Source organism: Paraburkholderia bannensis NBRC 103871 (assembly GCF_000685015.1).
GTDB lineage: Bacteria > Pseudomonadota > Gammaproteobacteria > Burkholderiales > Burkholderiaceae > Paraburkholderia > Paraburkholderia bannensis.
On the sequence record NZ_BAYA01000025.1, the window covers coordinates 53,864 to 72,482 of the forward strand.

Genomic DNA, 18,619 nt, shown 5'->3' on the forward strand with positions numbered 1-18,619 from the left:
CAAGTTATTTGAAATGATGTTGCCTGGCTGTCCGAATACCGGACATAAGTGCTTTATGAATCGACTTCACAGATCGACTCACAGGATTATTCAAATAGTTTTCAAACATGCCCAATGGAAATTTTCTCAATATTTGAAAAACACGCTTTAAAAGGCCTCACAGTTGACATGAAAATAAATGGTGTAAATTCCGTCAAAAAAAGATCAATAACGCACGACATCTGGAAACCTTTATGACACAGCTCATCCATCATCCGGCGATCCTTTTCGTCGTGCTAGTCGTTTTGCTCTCGATCGGCGCATCGCTCGGCGCGCTCCTGCTGCACCGCATCGCGCCGCTTTCCGAGGACGCACGCGAAAACTTCAATGTGGTGCAAGGCGCGACGCTCACGCTTCTTGCGTTATTGATCGGCTTCACGCTGTCGATGGCTGTGAGCCGCTATGACCAGCGCAAGAACTACGAAGAGGAAGAAGCCAATGCGATAGGCACGGAGTACGTCCGCGCCGACCTGCTCGGCGCGGCAGGCGGAGCAACCATCAGGCCGCTGCTGGCGCAGTATCTTCAGTTGCGCATCGATTACTACAAGACCCGCAATACCGACGAACTCGACGCCAATAACCGCAAGACGGCGGATCTTCAAGGACGGCTGTGGTCGACGGTGCGCGACGCCGCCCTCATCCAGCCCAATCCCGTCACGGCGCTCGCCGTCGCGGGGATGAACGATGTGCTCAATACGCAGGGCTACACTCAGGCGGCCTGGATCAACCGTATTCCGCTCTCGGCGTGGATGCTCATGATCGTTATTGCCTTCTTCAGCAACCTGATGCAGGGCTACGGCATCCGGGCGGGCAGCGGGCGGCGCGTGCTGCTGTTCGTGCTGCCCTTTACCGTGTCCCTCTCGCTTGCCCTGATCGCCGATATCGACAGCCCGCGCGGAGGACTTATCCGGGTTGCGCCGCTCAATCTCATCAGTCTCCAGCAGTCGTTTTCACCGCAATAATCGCTGGCCACAAAGTGCAATGGACGCCCATGCAGGAGATAGTCGCCGCGCCCTGGTTCGCGCGGACATGCCGCTCGCCAGATGGGCTGCGGACTGGGTGACGAGCTCACCGCGTCTGCGACAACTCTGCCGGCAGGCAAAAATCAAAGTGTTGCAATTGCCAGATTGCGGGTCTACCGGGAGCGGCTGAAACAAACGGCGAGTCGCTTTCCACAGGATGTGGAAAGCCCATTTCATTTTATGGTCTAGCTGGCAGTCGCCGTGGCCTCTTGCGCGGCGGCTTCGATAGCCAGCATCAGCCGCGCCATCGCCACGCGCCACGCGGCGCTTTCGCGGCCGCCCGGCAGCGCGCGCAGCAGGTCGCGCTGAACCTCGTCGCGCGTTTCACCGGCAGGCAGAATATCGCCGAGACCCACCAGCGCTTCGGCCAGCGGCTCGCGCGATTCAGCTGCGCCTGGCAGGTCGCGTGCCGCGCCAGGCGTCGCCATGATCATCCGCACACGTTCTTCCCACACGATAAAGCGCGCAAGCCGCGCGAGCACACTCTGCGCCGCACCGGTGTGCGGCACGTGCGGCGCGCCGCCGATCCACACGGCGAGTTCGTCAGCCGGCATCGGCCGTGCGATCACATAACCTTGCGCGCCGTCCACGCCGAGAATCGCCAGCGCTTCGAGCAGATCCGCCGCGTCGACGCCTTCGGCCAGCACCAGCTTGCCCAGCGAATGCCCCAGCCGCGTCACCTGATAAACCACCCGCAGCGCGTCAAGCGTGGTGTCGCCGCCCAGATGCGCGATCTCGCGGTCAATCTTGATCCAGTCAAACGGCAGCTCGCGCAGCCGCGCAAGACCGCTATGTCCCGAGCCCAGATCGTCCTGCGCCAGCAGCACGCCCAGCGTGCGAAATTTCGCGAGAATCGCGCGCTGCCCCTGGTTCAGCGACAATGCTTCGTTCTCCAGAACTTCGAGTGTCAGGCGCCCGCTTGGGCACTGGTGCGCCGCCAGCGTCTCGCAGGTGGCGTCGAAGTAGCGGATATCGTTGAGCGCGGCAGGCGGCAGGTTGATCGACACTTCCAGGTCGTGGCCTGCCGCAAGCCATTGCGCGCGATCGGACAGCGCCTGTTGCAGGCCGCGCGCGAACAGTTCGAGCAGGTCGTCGGAAGCTAGCGCGAAGAGGAATTCGTCGGGCATGAGCAGGCGGTCGCCGTCGCGCAGCCGCGCGAGCGCCTCGACCTTGCTGCAGTTTCCGCTCGCGAGGCTCAGGAGCGGCTGGTAGTGCATCTCCAGCGCGCCGGTGCGCACGAGCGCGGCCCAATGCTGGCGCACGCTCATCGGCACGGCGGCCACATGCAGGCCATCCTGCGTTTGCAGGCGCGTCACGGCGCAGCCCAGCAGCGTTTGCAGCAGCTCGATGAACGCCACCTGATCGGGGCCGACAAAACCGCCCGGATACGCGCTGTAGAGCATCAGGATGGCGATGGGCGTCTGTCCCGGCGCGGCCAGCGGCAGCGCCACCGCCGAGCGCAGCCCTTCGCGCTGCGCCACCTCGCGCCAGTGCTCCACGAGCGGATCGGTCTGGTAGTTCACCACGCGCTCGGGATTGCCGCTGCGCCACGCGCGTCCCACGGCGCCCTGGCCGTGCGGATGATCGGCGCGTACGCTGATTTCCTGGCCTTGCGTCACCAGCACGTCGAGCAGGCCGTCGCCGCCGGTGCCGCCCGTGCCGGCTTCGAAATGGAAAATGCCGGCCGCGTCGGGGCGGCCGATGGCGCAGGCCGTAACTTCATCGTGGGCGGCGAGCGTTGCAATCACCTGGTCGATGAAGTGCGTGTAACTGCCCGCTTCCCAGACGATGCGCGTGATGCGCTGAAGCACGTCCTGCTGCGAGTCTTCGACGGATTGATAAGCTTTCAATTGCCAGGCGGTATCGGAGGTAAGGCGTCGTGCATAAAGCGAGAGTGCCTGGCTGCTCACGTTGCGTCCAATCAGCTTGTAGAGCAGTTCTTGCAGGATGCCGCGGCTGCGCACCAGTTCTTCCTTGTCGAGCCCGACGATGGCGTGAATGCGGCCAATACGCATTGCCATTTCGGCGTGCGCCTTCGAGGTCAATCCGGGCTCGGCGATAGCGAGGAGATTCTGGATCTGCCGCGATTTTAGCTGGGCGAGCTCCTGCTCCGACAACATTTCCAGAATGCGTCGGGACTTGGGCAGGCGAGCCAGTTCCTCGTAGAAACGGTTCACCACGAGGTCTGCAGTGCCTTGCAATGCCTCGATGAGTGTGTGCATTTGCTTAACGCCTCTAGGCTCCCGGGCGGGAAGTCGGCCGTCCATGCGCGGCGCGCGAGGCAACGGGCGAAGCAGCGAGCGAGTACGCGATGCTTTAGGCGCAATGATACGGCATGGCCGCGCGCACGGCCGTGCCCCAGCGTACATAGCGGGGTCAGGGGCGGGAAAACGCCAGGCGTTGGCGGCAAAAAGCGGCACTGCGCGCGCCGCTGCGTTAAAACCGTTTCAAGGCAGCGATAAAGCGGTGTCAGCAGCGCCTCGCCTGCAAAACAACGCGTGGCGTTGTCGATGAAATTGCGCACCGTGGCGGCGCGCACGTCGGGCGACGTGCCCGCGACGTGCGGCGTGAGCACGACGTTCTCCAGCGCGATGAGCGCCTGCGGCGGCTGCGGTTCGCCTTCATAAACGTCGAGGCCCGCACCGCCCAGCGTGCCTTGCGTGAGCGCGGCGGCCAGCGCCGCCGTATCGACCACGCTGCCGCGCGAAACGTTGACGAGGAAACCATCTGGCCCAAGCGCGTCGAGCACGGCGCGATCGACCAGGTGCTGCGTCTGCGCGCCGCCGGGCGTGGCGATCACGAGGCAATCGCTCCACTGCGCGAGCGCGAGCGTGGATTCGAAGTAACGCGCGGTCGTCGCTTCGCGCGGCTTGCGGTTGTGATAACCGATGACCATGTCGAAGCCCGCCGCGCGCCGCGCAATTTTCGCGCCGATATGCCCGTAGCCGACGATGCCGAGGCGCCGCCCCGTGAGCGTGGGCCGCATCGGCAAGGCGTCGCGCCAGACGCCCGCACGGCAGGCGGCGTCGTATTGGGGCACCGCACGCACGGCGGCGAGCAGCAGCGCCATCGCATGATCGGCGACGCAATCGGCGTTCACGCCCGCGCCGTTGCACAGCGCGATGCCGCGCGAGCGCGCATGGTCGAGCGCGATGTTCTCGTAGCCCGCGCCCAGTGCCGCCGCCAGTTCGAGTGCGGGCATGGCATCGATTTCGTCTGCGGTAAGGCCCGTCGTGCCGTTCGTGAGCACCGCGCGCACGGCCCCGCCCTGCTGCTCGACCGCCGCCGCGCGCTGCGAAGCGTCTGGCGCGTAGAGCACGTCGAAACGTTCAGCCAGCACGGCGCGGTCGCCGTCGGTGAGCGGGATCAGCACGAGCAGGCGGGGTTTGTCGGCGGGGATCGCGGCGTTCATATCGGCGTCATTCCTTCGGCATACGAATCAATTCGGCACGTTCAGCATCACGCTCGCATCACGTTCAGGCGGCAGTCGCGTAACGCGCCACGACTTCGACGCGCGGCACGGCGCCTTCGGCGGCGGAGCGCGCGCGGCGCATCTCGTCGGCGGGGCTGCAACCGAACAGGCGCTTGAACTCGCGGCTGAACTGCGAGGCGCTTTCGTAGCCCACACGCGTGGCCGCCGCGCTCACGTTCATGCCGTCGTGCGCGATCAGGATGCGTGCATGATGCAGGCGCGTGGTCTTCACGTACTGCATCGGCGAAGTCAGCGTGACGGCCTTGAAATGCGCATGAAACACCGCGAGGCTCATGCCCGCTTCGGACGCGAGCGTCACCACGTCGAGGTCGCCGCGATAATCGGCGTGAATGCGGCGCAGCGCCTTGGCGATGCGGCCAAAGTGATGCTGATGCGTGAGCGCCGCGCGGATCGCGTCGCCCTGCTCGCCCGTGAGCACGCGGTAGCAGATCTCGCGCACGATCGCGGGCCCGAGGATGCGCGCGTCGCCCGGATGCGCGAGCGCTTCGAGCAGGCGCAGCACGGCGTTCGAGAGCGGCGCGTCGAGCGGCGTGGCGTAAATGCCGACCGGCTCCGCCACGGCGCTGCCGCGCGTGTCGTCGAGCGCCATCAGCAATTCGGCGACCATCGTCAGGTCGACGCGCACCGAAATGGCCAGCAGCGGCTTTTCGGGCGTCGCTTCGGTTTCGCATTCGAACGGCAGCGGCACCGACAGCACGAGATATTGCTGCGCGTCGTAGATAAAAGTCTGGTCGCCGAGAAAACCGCGCTTGCGGCCCTGGCAGACGATAAAAATGCTCGGCTCGTACATCACCGGCTTGCGTGGGTGCCCCTCGCTGCCGCGATACAGGCGCACGCCTTCGATGGCGCTTTCGTGCGCGCCGTCGCGCTGCGTGAGTTGCAGCAACAGGTCGACGACGCGGCGCTGCATGGCGTCCTCGTTCTGCACGGCGACCTGCGCGGCGGGCTGGGATGCGCAATGAGCGGGAAGGGAAACTGCTGGGGAAACCGTGCTGGCCGCGAGCGGCGCCGCATCGGCGATTTGTGCGTTTTTCATGACAGAAGCGCCCCTAAATTCATCGACAAAGGCGGAGAAACAGGCTTGCCAATCTATCACCGAATGCCTGACTGCGCAGATGACCAGGAGAATCAGGCAAGTCTTCGATAGATTCAGGTATTCCCTGGGTGAGCCCCGATCCTTACGATGGGAACCCTGCCGCAACACCCGAATCGTCCAGCGCCGTCACGCGTTGCGCTTCGGCATTTGCGCTGCGTTTGTAGCAAATCAGTACCGCATTCTTCCGCGCTTTTTAAGGCAACCCAGTTTCAGGAGCCACACGATATGTACCCGACTTACGGATATGCCGCCCGCGACGCCCAGTCGCCGCTCGCTCCCTTCGAATTCCAGCGCCGCGACCTGCGCGAACTCGATGTGCGTATCGACGTGCAGTTCTGCGGCGTGTGCCACTCCGACCTGCACCAGGCGCGCAACGAGTGGCGCAACACGATGTTCCCCGTCGTGCCGGGCCATGAAATCGTCGGCCGCGTCGCCGAAGTGGGCCCGGGCGTCACGCGCTACAAGGTGGGCGACCTGGTCGGCGTGGGTTGTCTCGTCGATTCGTGCCGCACCTGTTCGAGCTGTGAAGAAGGTCTCGAACAATATTGCGAGAACGGTTTCGTCGGCACCTACAACGGCAACGACCGCGTGAGCGGCGACGTCACCTTCGGCGGCTATTCGACGCAACTCGTCGTCGACGAAGCATTCGTGCTGCGCGTGCCGGATAACCTCGACGCCGCTGCCGCCGCGCCGCTCCTGTGCGCCGGCATCACCACGTTTTCGCCGCTGCGCACGTGGGGCGCGGGCCCCGGCAAGAAGGTCGGCATCGTCGGCCTGGGCGGCCTCGGTCACATGGGCGTGAAGATCGCTCACGCAATGGGCGCGCACGTCGTGCTGTTCACGACGTCGCCTTCGAAGATCGAAGACGGCCTGCGCCTGGGCGCCGACGAAGTCGTGATCTCGAAAGACCCGGAGCAAATGGCGAAGCACGCCAACAGCTTCGACCTGATCGTCAACACGGTGGCTGCGCAGCACGACCTGAACCCGTTCATCGAGCTGCTCAAGCGCGACGGCACGCTCACGCTGGTGGGTGCGCCCGAGCACGATCACCCGTCGCCGCAGGTGTTCAACCTGATCATGAAGCGCCGCCGTCTGGCGGGCTCGCTGATCGGTGGCATCGCGGAAACGCAGGAAATGCTGGACTTCTGCGGCAAGCATGGCATTACGTCCGATATCGAAATGATCAAGATGCAGGACATCAACGACGCCTACGAGCGCATGCTCAAGAGCGACGTGAAGTACCGCTTCGTCATCGATATCGACACGCTGCGCAAGTAAGCGCGCAGCCCACGACGTAACGCTCTGCCCCGCCGGGCCGTCCATTCCGGACGGCCCGCCAGCCCTCCGCTTCGAGGCCAACTTTTCCGGCCTCCCGCAGTACCTCAGGTAGTCGAGCCGGCGCCCTTGTGCGTCGCCACCCAACGAAGCCTTTGCCGTTCAAGCCTGAACCAGCACGGTCAACCGCTGCCGCGCGTCGCTTTCCGCGAGACGCCGGCGTCGCGAAGCGTTTCTCAACGCAGCGCGGCTCACTGCTTTCCAGCCGTTTTGCGTCACCGCGCGCTTGAGCGCCGTCACGTGAATATTTCGCGGAAATCGTTCCAGCAGTTTTAGCTCAGTTTTCAAGCCCGTCATTGAAGGAGCTCGCCCGTGATCGACCGCATCCAGGCGATGCGTACGTTCGTGCGCATCGTCGACACCAACAGCTTCACCAAAGCCGCGCAGTCGCTGGACATGCCGCGCGCCACCGCCACTACGCTGATGCAAAGCCTCGAAGCGCTGCTCGGCACGCAGTTGCTCGTGCGCACCACGCGCCGTCTTTCGCTCACGCCCGAAGGCGCCGCTTATTACGAACGCGCTTCGCAGATCCTCGCCGATATCGACGATGCCGAAGCCAGCGTGCGCCAGTCGCCTGGCGCGATTGGCGGACGTCTGCGCGTGGAAATGCCGGGGCTGATCGCCAACGCGATCGTGCTGCCCGCACTCCACGATTTCCACGCGCGCTATCCGCAGATCGATCTGGTGATCGGCGTGAGCCTGCGCAATGTCGACCTGGTCGGCGAAGGCGTGGATTGCAGCATCCAGCTCGGCGAGTTGCCGGATTCGGGGCTCGCCGCGCGCCGCCTCGGCCTGCTCGAACACGTGACCTGCGCCAGTCCGGCGTATCTCGCGCGCCACGGCGCGCCCGCTTCGCTCGACGAACTCGCGCAGCATCGCGTGGTGAATTTCCTGTCGCCGCTGACGGGCCGCCCGTACGAGTTCGACTTCGAGGTGGACGGCAGCCCGACCAAGGTGAAGGTGGACGGCTTCGTGCATGTCTCCGACGAATTCGCCTATCTCACCTGCGGGCTGCAAGGCTATGGGCTCGTCCAGCCGCCGCTGCTGGCCGCGCAGCAGTACCTGGACAGCGGCGCGCTCATCGAGGTGCTGCCGCAGTGGAAGCCGCTGCCGACGCCCGTTTCGGTGGCGTTCGTGAAGGCGCGCCAACCCGCGCCGCGCGTGCGCGTGTTCATCGACTGGCTTGCGGAGCTGTTCGAGGACGCGGGCGCGCTCAACCGCGACCTGTCGCGCGTGCGTCAGTTGCTGGGCGGGTTGCAGCCGGCGTGAGGGGTTGTGATGAGAAAGCGGCGCGGCGGCCCGAATCAGAGCCGCCGCGCCGCCTGGATGTGCTACGGGTTTAGTCGTCGGCGAGGTTGTCGTCGACGATGCGCGTGAGCGCCATGCCGCGCCGGGCATGGAAGCGCGAGACAGTGTCGTAGGGCAGCCAGGCATCGGCCTGGTACGGCTTCACGCCCGACGGATTGTGGAACCAGACGCCGCCGTCGCTACGGCCGTGCAGCAGGATCAGATGGCCGCCCTGGCTGTCGTTGGGGCGTTCCGGGTAGCGGATCTCGGGGCTCACCGAGACAATCGCGAGCGTGTCCGCGGACAGACGCGCGGCGCTCGCCTGAATGGTTTCGTCGGTCATGACCTCGACGCGCACGCCGTAGGCCGACTCGGCCCAAGCCGCGAAAGGCGCATAGATCATCCCGTCCACGCCGCCGTCTTCGCGCATGCGATAGACGCCGTGCTTGAGCGCCTCTTCGAGCATCGCGGCGCGCGGCGCGTGCTCAATGCCCCAGTAATCGAGCGCCGATTCGAAGCAGGTCAGCCCGCACAAGCGCTTGGCCCAGAACCGGTATTGCTCCGGCTGCGCGAAGCCGCTCGCGCGCCACGCGGGGTCGTCGCAGGGATCGGCGTCGTCCATGACGATGCGCTCGACCCATTCCGGACTGCCCCACTGGCTGTAATACGGCACGCCGAAATGGCGGATTTCTTTCTCTTGAGCGAGCGCGCGGCGCTGCCCGGTTACCTGTTCGCGCGATGCTTGCATGTTGATTTCGTTCAAGCTTTTCTCATCCCAGTGACGTTATGCGACTGTAATCAGTCTGAAGGGCAAATCTGCGCCCCGGCTTCAGAAATGCGCGTACAAAGTCCATTGTCGCAAAGCCTCGTGACGCGTGCGGGTGCAATGCTCAAGACTCGCTGCCAGGCGCTTGCGCAGGGCGGTCGGGCCCGTCGGCAACGCCGATTCAATCCGACCCTTAATGTTGTCATACAAAAGCCAAGCGATTGTTAAATGATGCGTTTAGAATATTGAGCGCCCTTGCTCTGTCAGAATTTTTTCTTGTGGCAGACCTGCAGCGGCACGAGATAATTAGCCCAATCCGACTCGATCCTCCCCCATTAGCAGTATGCCGAACGTTGCACACACAACCGACTCAGCCGCGGTCGCGGAGCGCGTACGTGAGCTGATGAGCCGTCATGGCATTGGCAAGCGTCAGCAAACCACCGAGCTGTGCAGGATTCTTGAGCTGAGCTTCTCGCAAGGGCACCGCAAGCTGCGCGGCAACAGCCCGTGGACGCTCGCGCAGATCAAGAAAGTGGCCGAGGCGTTCGGCGAACCGGCGGCCCAGTTGTTCGGCGCGCAGTTGCTCGATCCGGGCATGGTGGGCGCGACGGCCCAGGACGCGCTGCTGTGCGTGAGCGCGGTGGAGCTGGCCTGCACGGCGTGGATCGGCGCGCCGGTGGAGCCGGGCACGCGTCCCGACTTCGTCGCCTACGAGAAGCAGGGTCAATGGCGCGTGGTGCGCCCGGACGGCGCGCTCTACCTGAACGCGCGCGAAGTCCACAAGATCGAGATCTATCCGCGCCGCGCAGAAGCCGACAAGCCGCTCATCGCCGTGGTGGACGACGACCAGGCGTCCGCCGACAACCTGCGCGACTATCTGGAGCACAGCGGCTACGCGGCCCATGCGCTCTACGGCCTCGCGGCGTTTGCGCAGGCGCTGGAGCACAACGTGTTCGACGGCGTGGTGATCGACTGGCTGTTCGGCAGCCAGACCGCCGCCGAGGCGATCCGCCAGGTGCGCGCCTCCGAGAACCCCGACGCACCGATCTTCGTGCTCACCGGCGAGTTGCTGACCGGCAAGGCAAGCGAGTCGGAAATCAGTCAGGTGGTGCGCCACTACAACGTCGCGTGTTACGAAAAGCCCGCGCGCATGGCGATCCTGGTCGCCGATCTGTCCAAGCGGCTCAATCGCAGCTAACCCGGCCGCTTCGCGTCCTGACCGGCGCGCGGCGCATTGAACGCGCGCTGCAAGGCGGCGCGCAGCACTTCGTAGTGCACGGGCTTCGGCAACGCGTCGAAGAACGGATTCTCCCCCAGCTCCGATGACGTGAGCGCGGCCACATCGGCGCTCACGGCGATCACGCGCGGCTGCTGACTGTAAGCGCGCAAACCCGCTTTCGCCCTGAGCCCCGCCACGAACGCATAGCCGTCGCGGCCCGGCATGTGCAGGTCGAGCAGCACGACATCGCAGGGCGTGGTGTCGAGGCTCGCCAGCGCGCTATCGGCATCGCTCGCGGCGAGCGCCGCGTAGCCCATATGCGCCACCATTTCGCACAGCGACTCGCGCACCAGCGGGTTGTCGTCCACCACCAGCACGAGCGGCGGCGCGGCTTCGGCGCGCAGGGGCGGCGCAGGCACGTCGGGCAACGGCGGCTCGACGGCCGTGACCGGGATCGTCACCGTGAAGGTCGTGCCCTCGCCCACGCGGCTATCGGTTTCGATCGTGCCGCCGAACAGGTCGACCAGGCCGCGCACGATCGCCAGCCCCATCCCCGCGCCCTCGAAACGCCGCGAACGCGACGTATCGAGCTGCGTGAACTCCTTGAAAATCAGCGGAATCTGCGCGGGCGCCAGACCCGGCCCGGTGTCGCTCACGACGATCGCCAGCGTCTGCGCGCCGCTTGCATCGGTGTCGCGCGCGGCGAACTCGATGCGCACCGACCCGCGCTCCGTATAGCGGATCGCATTGGTCACGAGGTTGTTCGCAATCTGGCGGATCCGGTGCGGATCGGCCACCACGTTGCGCTGCGGCCCGCGCCACGCATGCGCGAATTCGAGCCCGCGCGCACGCGCTGCCTGCTCGTTTTCATCGACGATCGATTGCAGCAGCTCGCGCGGACAGAACTCTTCCTGGCGCAGCTCCAGCTTGCCCGCGCCCAGGCGCGCGTAATCGGTCAGGTCTTTCATCTGCGCTTCGAGCTGGCGCGCGGCCGTTTCGAGCCGATGGATCACCTTGCGGTCGGCTTCAGAATGCGAGTTGAAGCCGAGCAGCTCGATCGACGAGACGATGGCGTGCAGCGGCGTGCGCAGCTCGTGGCTGATCATGCCGAGGAACGCGTCCTTGGCGTTGCTCGCCTCGCGCGCGGCGCGGGTCGCCTGGTGCTCGGCTTCCAGCGCCGCGTGCTGCTGGCGAATCAGGCGCGTGCGCCGATAGCCGTTCATCACGAGCAGCACGGCCGCCGCCGCCGAAAGCATCAGCAGCACCAGGCCCGCCGCGAACAGCTCGCGCCGCTTGGCGATGAAGTCGCGGCGTATCGCCTCGCGCTCGGTCACGTCGGCAAAGCGGCGGTTGAGCGCGAGATCGGTCACCTCAGTCCAGTGCGTGTCGAGCGCGGTGAGCATCGGCACGGCGCGCTCGGGCTTCTCGGCGAGCGTGGCGATCTGCGCGTCGAACGGCGCGATGGTGGCGTCGATCACGGCCAGATCCTGCTGCTGGAGTTTCATCAGGCTCGGCATGCTCGCGAGCGTGCGCGTCGAGCCCTTCATGACGTTGAGCTTCGATTGCAGCACCTCGTAGCGCAGCCGCACCTTGTCCAGATCGCGGTCGATGCCGTCGGCGTAGATCAGCAACTGGCTCTCGAAGCGAGCGTAGGCAATCTGCATCTGCGCGGCGTCCCAGTAGAGCCCGTCGTAGTTGCCGGTCAGGCGCTGGACGACCTTGGGATTGAGCAGGTTTGCGTAGAGCAGGTAGCCGACTGCCATCACCGGCGGCGCGAGCGCGACAATCCAGATCAGCACATGCAGGAAGCGCCGCAGCGGACGATGCATTACGTGGAACTCAAGGCTTGATGGTCATGGAAACAATCTGCCAGGCGAACTTGGAATCGCCCGCCGCGCCATCGAGTTCGAGCGGGAACTGGTCGCGCGGATAGATCAGGAACAGCGGGCCGAAGTCGCTCACTTTCAGGCGCCGCCCGTTCATCGCGTAGGCCAGCACCGCGCCGTAGCGGGTGGCGTCGGACACCGGCACGATGCAGGTGTAATCGTCGATGGTGTGAATCTCGATCTGGCTGCCGTACGCACCCACGGTCGCGAGCACGTCGGCCAGACGCGGCCCCGTGAAGGTCGAGCGCGGCGTCCACGTCGTGGCCGTCTCGATCGAATACTGGGGCAGCTTGAGCAGCTGCGCCTCGCTGAAGTGATAGGCCGTGTGCGCGGCGTTATTGGTCACTTTGACCGCGCCGTTCACGTCGAGCGCGAGGCTCCCGGCCTCGGCCGCCTGCGCCTTGCGCGACAGCGATAGTGACAGCGGCAGCGCGGCCGCCGCGATCAGCCCCGCCAGCGCCGCGCCAAAGCGCCGGCGCTCGCCGTTTGCGGGCCGGTCTTGCTGCCGGCTCTCGTCCCGTTTCGTCTCCTGCCCATGCTCCAGGCCATTGCGATCCTGCATCTGCTCGCCCCCTGGCGCTAGTCGGTCGTGTGGTCTTGCGTTCGAGCCCCTGCGCCTGCGGCGTGGCCTGCGCGGGATCCCCGAGTGCCGCCGGTCTGCATGAGACGGCGAGCATAGGCATAATATCGTCAAACATTGCTCCGACAATAGACGTGTTCTTCGCCTACACGCCTATAAGCGTCGCGTAACTGACCGTCATCGTGCTGCATTTGCCATCAAATGAATAAACCCGTCGTTCCGCTCACTTACGAACAGCTCGACCATTGGGTCGAATCGTTGCAGCCGTTGCTGGTCGAGGAGGAATTCGACGTCGTCGTCGGTATCCTGCGCGGCGGCGCGCCGCTCGCGCTGATGGTCTCGCACGCGACCGGCGCGAGCGTCGCCTTCCTGCGCTACTCGCGCGAGACCCGCGAAGTGCGCTGGGACTCCACGCTGCCCATGCCGGAGCCGGGCGCGAAGGTGCTGCTCTGCGAGGACATCGCCGGCCGCGGCCATACGCTGGTCGATTGCATGGCGTTCCTGCGCGAACACGGCCTCGTGGTGCGCACGCTCACGGGCGCCTATGACGACCTGAGCCGCCTGCGCCCCGATTACTCGATCGATGCGAGCGGCTACTTCGCGCTGTTCCCCTGGGAGCGCCAGGCCTACACCGACCGCTACCGTGCCGACTGGGTGCGCGAGGGCGCGCGCGAAGGCACGCGCATGGCCGACGACCACGAGTACACGGTCTATGCGATCGATCTCGACGGCATCCTGCTGCCCGATATCGCGCTGGCGCGTTACGACGAAGACCTGGAAACCGCGCTCGCCGAACGCGACGCGCTGCTGCCGCTCGACCGTATTCCCGATATCGACATCAAGCGCGCCCGCGCGATCATCACCGGGCGCCCGGAAGTCGACCGCGAGCGCACCCAGGCGTGGCTCGACCGCCATGGCTTCGGGCATCTCGAACTGATGATGCGCGCGCCGGGCGAGCACGACGACACGCCGTCGGGCGCCGCCGCCCACAAGGCCGCCGCCGCCGTGCGCTGCGGCGTCACGCATTTCATCGAAAGCGATCCGGTGCAGGCCATCTATATCGCGCAACTGGCCCCGTTGCTGCGCGTGATCTGGTGGAACGCGCAGGCGCGCGTGGGAACGATGATCGGGGCGTCGGCCTGGGGTTGAAGGCGCTGTAGCGCCTATCCTGTACAGATCGCTTCGCCGATCACGACCCGGATCGCCCACACGGTGCGCGCGAAAAAACCGCGCCGCATCGTGTATCGTGGCGATCCCAACCCGCCCTGTCATCGCTTTCAAGGAGAGTGCACCGGATGATCAAGATTTGGGGACGCGCCAACTCGGTGAACGTCCAGAAAGTGCTGTGGTGCTGCGACGAACTCGTCCTGCCGTTCGAGCGCATCGACGCGGGCGGCAAGTTTGGCCATCTGGACGATCCCGCCTTTCTCGCCATGAATCCGAACGGCAAGGTGCCGACGATTCAGGACGGCAACTTCGTGCTGTGGGAATCGAATTCGATCCTGCGCTATCTCGCGATGCAGTACGGCCCGTCGAGCCTGCTTTATCCGAACGAGCCGAAGGTGCGCGCCGGCGTCGAGCGCTGGCTCGACTGGTCGATCGGCACGCTCGCGCCCGCCGAGCGCCCGCTCTTTCTCGCGCTGGTGCGCACGCCCGCCGAGCAGCGCGACGCCGCGAAGATCGAAGCCGATCTCGCCAATACCGCCGCGCAGTGGACGCTGCTCGACCAGCATCTGCAAGGCCGCTTCTTCCTGGAGAACGAGCGCTTCTCGCTCGCCGATATCGTGCTGGGTGCGTTCGCGCGCCGCTGGTACGGTCTCGAAGGCGTCGAGCGCCCCACGCTGCCCAACCTCGAGCGCTGGTATCAGCGGCTCGCGCAGCGCCAGGGGTTCCGCAAGTACATCGACCTGCCGCTCACTTGAGCGGCGCGGTCTGCCCCCTGTGCGGGCGTGCCGCTAGCGCCGGGCGCGCGCGCGACACGCCCCGTATAATCGCAGGATGAAGACAGCAAAACCGTCCCCGGACACCGCGGCCCTGCACACGCACGACCAGGCCCACGATCACGTTCACGCCGCATCGGCGCACGACCACGATCATGCGCACGGGCACAGCCATGCAGCGACTGGTGCTAGTGGTGCGAGTGGCGCATCGCTCGAAAGCGCACTTGAGATGGCCGAGGCCTACTGCCGCGATCGCGGCGAAAAGCTCACGCCGATCCGCCGCAAGGTGCTCGAACTGCTGCTCGCGTCGGGTCGCGCGACCAAGGCCTATTCCCTGCTCGACGAAATGCGCCAGATCCACCCCGGATCGGCGCCGCCGACGGTGTATCGCGCGCTCGATTTTCTGCTCTCGGCGGGGCTGATCCACCGCATCGAATCGATCAATGCGTTCGCGGTCTGCCACGATCTGACGCAATGTCAGCACGGCATCCTGGTGGTCTGCCAGCAATGCGGCAACGTCACCGAACTGCACGAGCCCAAGCTGCGCCAGGCGCTGGTTTCACAGATCGAAGCGGCGGGCTATCGCCTGTCGGGCGATGGTATCGAACTCAAGGGCGTCTGCGCGCAATGCCAGGCCAACGAGCAAACCGGCGCCGAAGCCGCGAAAGCCCCAGCGCACTCGTAAGCTCACACCACCTCCAGAAGACGCCCACGATTTGAGGGCCGAATCCGCCAGCGAAGGTTGCGCGCACTCCGCGCGGCGCTCGGGCCGCGCACGTGCATGGCGCTATGCACCGGCGGCGCTCAAAACAAAGAACACCGCCGCGCTTCGTCAGGGCATCAGGACGACTGGCGCGCGTCGATCGCGTCGCTGAGCAACGCGACCAGCGCCTCCGGCTTGGCCGGCTTGGTCATGAAGTGCTGGAAACCCTCGCCGATGCTGCGCAAGCGCCAGCTTTCGTCGGTGTGTCCCGTGAGCGCCACCGCGACAGCCGGTGCGTGATCGCCGCGAATCTCGTGATCGCGCAGGCGCTGGATCAGGTAAAAACCGTCCATCGCGGGCAGATCGAGGTCACATACCACTGCATCGGGGAGCAGGCTGAGCGCTGCTTCGACGCCGGTTTCGGCGTCCTCCACCGCAACGACCCGGGCCCCTTCCGCCTCCAGCAGCGAAGCGAGGGAATCCCGGCTCTGCGGGTCGTCTTCGACCAGCACGATGGTCGCCTGGTCGAGCTTGTGTACTGCGTTCATTGTGTTTGCTTGAATGCCGTTCTGTCTGTTTGGCTTGCCGCGCGGCCATTTCAGGCGGCGCGGTTCGCAGCTGGCAACCCTGCCGGGGCGGCGCACTGTCGGGGATCCCAATGGTGCGGATTCACGCGACTGCCTGCCCAGGCGCTCCATTAGAGCAATATTGATGCCGTGCGTTCAGCCGCGCGCACGATAACCGCCGTCGGCGTCACGCCGATGACAGCCACGCTGCCCTTTTAATTCTTCGCCTTGCGCCCTGCCTTGGGCTCGTCCTTGTCTTCCTGATCGACCGAGGAGTTCTTGCCCTTGCCAGTCATGGCGAACGCTTCGAGCGCCCGCTGGCGCGCCATATCATGCTCGACGACCGGCAGCGGATAGTCGGTGCCCAGCCTCACGCCGGCTTCGGCCAGTTGAGCCTCGCTGGCCTTCCACGGCTGGTGGATGAACTTGTCGGGCAGGCCCGCGAGTTCCGGCACCCATTGCCGCACATAGATGCCGCGGGGGTCGAACTTCTGCCCCTGAAGCACCGGATTGAAGATGCGGAAGTACGGCGCCGCATCCATGCCCGAGCCTGCCACCCATTGCCAGTTGGCCGGATTGCTCGCGCCATCGGCGTCGACGAGGGTGTCCCAGAACCACGCCTCGCCCTCGCGCCAGTCCAGCAGCAGATGCTTGGCGACGAACGAGGCGACCACCATGCGCACGCGATTATGCATCCAGCCGGTGTGCCAAAGCTCGCGCATCCCGGCATCGACGAGCGGATAGCCCGTCATGCCGCGCTGCCACGCGCGCAGTCCCTTCGCGTCGCGACGCCACGGCATCGTGTCGAAAGCCGCGCGCAGGTTGCGTTCGGCGAGATCGGGCCAGTGGAAGCGCTGGTAGTAACAGAACTCCCGCCAGCCCAGTTCGCTGAGGAATTTTTCGGCGCTCGTCTCGCGGCGCGTGGCCGAACCGCTGTGCCTGCCGTGCTGCGCCGCCTTCAAGGCCGCAAACGCCTGGCGCGGCGAAATCGCCCCGACGGCCAGATACGGCGAAAGGCGGCTGGTGGCGGCGACGCTCGGGTCGTCGCGCTCCTCGGCATAGGCTTCCAGGTCGCCGTGCAGGAACGCGCGCAGGCGCTCCAGCGCCGCCTCTTCACCCGCCGGCCAGGCGTCGCGCATGCCGCCCGCCCAGTCGGGCTGCTTCGGCTCAAAACCCAGATCGTCGAGTTTCGATGCGAGTTGGGTAAGTCCTGCCGGTAGACGTTGAAAATTCATCCGTTCCGGTGCGGGTTCCGGCGGCGGCGGGTCGCCCGCGCGGCGGCAGGCGCGCCAGTACGCCGTGTAGACCTGGAACGGGCCGCCGGACTGGTTGAGCACTGTCCAGGGTTCGTAGAGCAGCGCGCCGTTGAAGCTTTCGACCGTCAGGCCGTCGTCGCGCAGGCGCGCCTTGAGCGCCGCGTCGGCTTCGCGGGCCTTGCCGCCGTAGCGGCGGTTCCAGAACACGCCGGTCGCGCCGCTCGCCTTGATGCAGGCGTCGAGCACCTCGTCCTGCGCACCTTGCACGATCAGCAGCTGCCCGCCGTGTTCGCGCAGCGACGCGTCGAGCGCCTTGAGCGTGCCGTGCAGCCACCAGCGCAGTGCAGCGCCGGGCGCTCGCTCGCCCGCTGCCTGCGGGTCGTGGATATACAGGCAGATCAGCGGCTGGCCCGTGGCGGCGGCGTGCGCGAGCGCGGGCTGGTCAGCGAGGCGCAGATCGTCGCGAAACCAGACGATCACGGGCGCGGAAGCGGATTTTTTCGGAGACAGACGAACCTCGACGAAGATGTTGCCGTGCGCGGCGGCCGCGGCTTGCGACGCGCAGCGTACCACGCGCGCCGCAAGCCACCGCAAGCCACCAGTACGCTGGCCGGATCGGCGAGGTTCAAGCAGGTCGTATGCCTTGCGTGATGAGCGCGACGGCATGGCGCGCGATTTCCTCCGCGCCGACGTTGCGCGGCACCACGTCCTTGCGCCAGATCGGGGCGGTGGCGAGCGGCAGCAGCGTGAGGCCGAGCAGCGACTGGAACAGCAGCGACGGCTCCAGCGCCGGGTTGAGCTTGCCTTCGCGCTGCCAGCGCACGATGGCTTCGTGCACGCGATGCTGCTGCGCCTGGCCGAAGCGCTCATGCATGCGCTGGCGCAGCAGCCCGCCTTCGGTGATGACTTCGCGCACCCACAGCGGCGCGAACCACGGATTAGCCTCGCCCACCTCGACGAAACGCCGCGTGAGCGCCGTCAACGCGGCGACGGGATCGTCGGGATGCGCCTCGAAGCAGCCGCCAAACGCGGCGCGCTGCGGCAGGAACCGCTCGTCGATCAGCACGTCGATCAACTGGTCGCGCGTCTTGAAGTAGTAGTGAACCATCGCCGACGTGACGCCCGCCTCGCGCGCAATCGCCGCGAGCGTGGTGTCCAGGATGCCCTGGCGAGCGAACAGGTTGAGCGCCGCGGCGATCAGGCGCTCGCGCTGCTCCGCCCCGCCCGCGCCGCCGCTCGGGCGGCCGGGACGGCGTCCAGCGGGCTTGTCCGGCTTTGCTTGAACCTCTGGATCCTTCGATTCGTTCGACTCTTTCATCTCGTTACTTCTTCTGGCTTTGACCGGCAACAGGAATTGTCCTAATATTAATCGCTGAGTTAATTAATTTCAAGATTCCCGATGCCTTCCAGGTTCTACAAGGCTGGAGATTC

At 65.7% G+C, this 18,619-nt stretch carries 16 protein-coding genes and 1 pseudogene; 7 read left to right on the forward strand and 10 right to left on the reverse strand.

All coding sequences use genetic code 11. The annotated features are described in order from the left end of the window. Positions 1-233 precede the first annotated feature (233 nt). Entirely contained in the window at positions 234-1,001 is a 768-nt protein-coding gene (locus BBA01S_RS28910) for a bestrophin-like domain (protein WP_027819495.1), read from the forward strand. A 245-nt stretch (positions 1,002-1,246) separates the two neighbouring features. On the opposite strand, the gene BBA01S_RS43215 is transcribed toward BBA01S_RS28910, so the two are convergent. The 3 genes and pseudogenes from BBA01S_RS43215 to BBA01S_RS43225 all read right to left on the reverse strand — a co-directional run bounded on the left by BBA01S_RS43215 (position 1,247) and on the right by BBA01S_RS43225 (position 5,464). Beyond that, entirely contained in the window at positions 1,247-3,283 is a 2,037-nt protein-coding gene (locus BBA01S_RS43215; RefSeq protein ID WP_167336052.1) for an EAL domain-containing protein, read from the reverse strand. Between the two features lie 239 nt (positions 3,284-3,522). Then, positions 3,523-4,473, reverse strand: a pseudogene (locus tag BBA01S_RS43220) (2-hydroxyacid dehydrogenase); the annotation flags it as partial. Positions 4,474-4,537: 64 nt separating this feature from the next. Beyond that, positions 4,538-5,464, reverse strand: coding sequence for an AraC family transcriptional regulator (locus BBA01S_RS43225; protein ID WP_042298068.1), 927 nt, complete (start codon positions 5,462-5,464; stop codon positions 4,538-4,540). A 411-nt stretch (positions 5,465-5,875) separates the two neighbouring features. Here BBA01S_RS43225 and BBA01S_RS28930 point away from each other — a divergent pair, with 411 nt between their 5' ends. Continuing rightward, positions 5,876-6,928: an NAD(P)-dependent alcohol dehydrogenase gene (locus BBA01S_RS28930; RefSeq protein WP_027819497.1), complete on the forward strand. Its 1,053-nt coding sequence runs from the start codon at positions 5,876-5,878 to the stop codon at positions 6,926-6,928. 159 nt (positions 6,929-7,087) lie between these two features. Here the strand turns inward: BBA01S_RS28930 and BBA01S_RS47100 are convergent, their stop codons facing one another. Then, positions 7,088-7,282: a hypothetical protein gene (locus BBA01S_RS47100; RefSeq protein WP_156966120.1), complete on the reverse strand. Its 195-nt coding sequence runs from the start codon at positions 7,280-7,282 to the stop codon at positions 7,088-7,090. A gap of 15 nt (positions 7,283-7,297) precedes the next feature. On the opposite strand from BBA01S_RS47100, the gene BBA01S_RS28940 reads away from it, so the two are divergent. Then, positions 7,298-8,254: a LysR family transcriptional regulator gene (locus BBA01S_RS28940; RefSeq protein WP_027819498.1), complete on the forward strand. Its 957-nt coding sequence runs from the start codon at positions 7,298-7,300 to the stop codon at positions 8,252-8,254. A gap of 70 nt (positions 8,255-8,324) precedes the next feature. On the opposite strand, the gene BBA01S_RS28945 is transcribed toward BBA01S_RS28940, so the two are convergent. After that, positions 8,325-9,020 (reverse strand): C39 family peptidase, encoded by a 696-nt coding sequence (locus BBA01S_RS28945; protein WP_042298090.1) that lies wholly within the window; start codon positions 9,018-9,020, stop codon positions 8,325-8,327. A 361-nt stretch (positions 9,021-9,381) separates the two neighbouring features. On the opposite strand from BBA01S_RS28945, the gene BBA01S_RS28950 reads away from it, so the two are divergent. Next, positions 9,382-10,236 (forward strand): helix-turn-helix domain-containing protein, encoded by an 855-nt coding sequence (locus tag BBA01S_RS28950; protein ID WP_027819500.1) that lies wholly within the window; start codon positions 9,382-9,384, stop codon positions 10,234-10,236. Here BBA01S_RS28950 and BBA01S_RS28955 read toward each other — a convergent pair. Continuing rightward, a complete protein-coding gene (locus BBA01S_RS28955) occupies positions 10,233-12,086 on the reverse strand; it encodes an ATP-binding response regulator (protein ID WP_027819501.1) in 1,854 nt (617 codons plus the stop codon). The genes BBA01S_RS28950 and BBA01S_RS28955 overlap by 4 nt on opposite strands. Positions 12,087-12,096: 10 nt before the next feature. After that, positions 12,097-12,705, reverse strand: coding sequence for a molybdopterin-dependent oxidoreductase (locus BBA01S_RS28960; protein WP_084162613.1), 609 nt, complete (start codon positions 12,703-12,705; stop codon positions 12,097-12,099). A gap of 219 nt (positions 12,706-12,924) precedes the next feature. Between BBA01S_RS28960 and BBA01S_RS28965 the strand changes: the two genes are divergently transcribed. The 3 genes from BBA01S_RS28965 (at position 12,925) to BBA01S_RS28975 (ending at position 15,348) form a co-directional block, all read left to right on the forward strand. Further along, positions 12,925-13,872 (forward strand): phosphoribosyltransferase, encoded by a 948-nt coding sequence (locus BBA01S_RS28965; protein WP_027819503.1) that lies wholly within the window; start codon positions 12,925-12,927, stop codon positions 13,870-13,872. A 146-nt stretch (positions 13,873-14,018) separates the two neighbouring features. Then, positions 14,019-14,645, forward strand: a complete 627-nt coding sequence (locus BBA01S_RS28970) for a glutathione S-transferase family protein (RefSeq protein WP_027819504.1) — start codon at positions 14,019-14,021, stop codon at positions 14,643-14,645. A 76-nt stretch (positions 14,646-14,721) separates the two neighbouring features. After that, positions 14,722-15,348 carry a Fur family transcriptional regulator gene (locus tag BBA01S_RS28975; RefSeq protein ID WP_027819505.1) on the forward strand — a complete coding sequence of 209 codons (627 nt, stop codon included), beginning with the start codon at positions 14,722-14,724 and terminating at the stop codon, positions 15,346-15,348. Between the two features lie 155 nt (positions 15,349-15,503). On the opposite strand, the gene BBA01S_RS28980 is transcribed toward BBA01S_RS28975, so the two are convergent. The 3 genes from BBA01S_RS28980 to BBA01S_RS28990 form a co-directional block, all read right to left on the reverse strand. Beyond that, positions 15,504-15,914, reverse strand: a complete 411-nt coding sequence (locus BBA01S_RS28980; RefSeq protein ID WP_084162614.1) for a response regulator — start codon at positions 15,912-15,914, stop codon at positions 15,504-15,506. A 233-nt stretch (positions 15,915-16,147) separates the two neighbouring features. After that, positions 16,148-17,854, reverse strand: a complete 1,707-nt coding sequence (locus BBA01S_RS43230; RefSeq protein ID WP_084162615.1) for a cryptochrome/photolyase family protein — start codon at positions 17,852-17,854, stop codon at positions 16,148-16,150. Then, positions 17,814-18,506 (reverse strand): TetR/AcrR family transcriptional regulator, encoded by a 693-nt coding sequence (locus BBA01S_RS28990; protein ID WP_042298069.1) that lies wholly within the window; start codon positions 18,504-18,506, stop codon positions 17,814-17,816. The genes BBA01S_RS43230 and BBA01S_RS28990 overlap by 41 nt, the downstream gene beginning before the upstream one ends. Between the last annotated feature and the right edge of the window lie 113 nt (positions 18,507-18,619).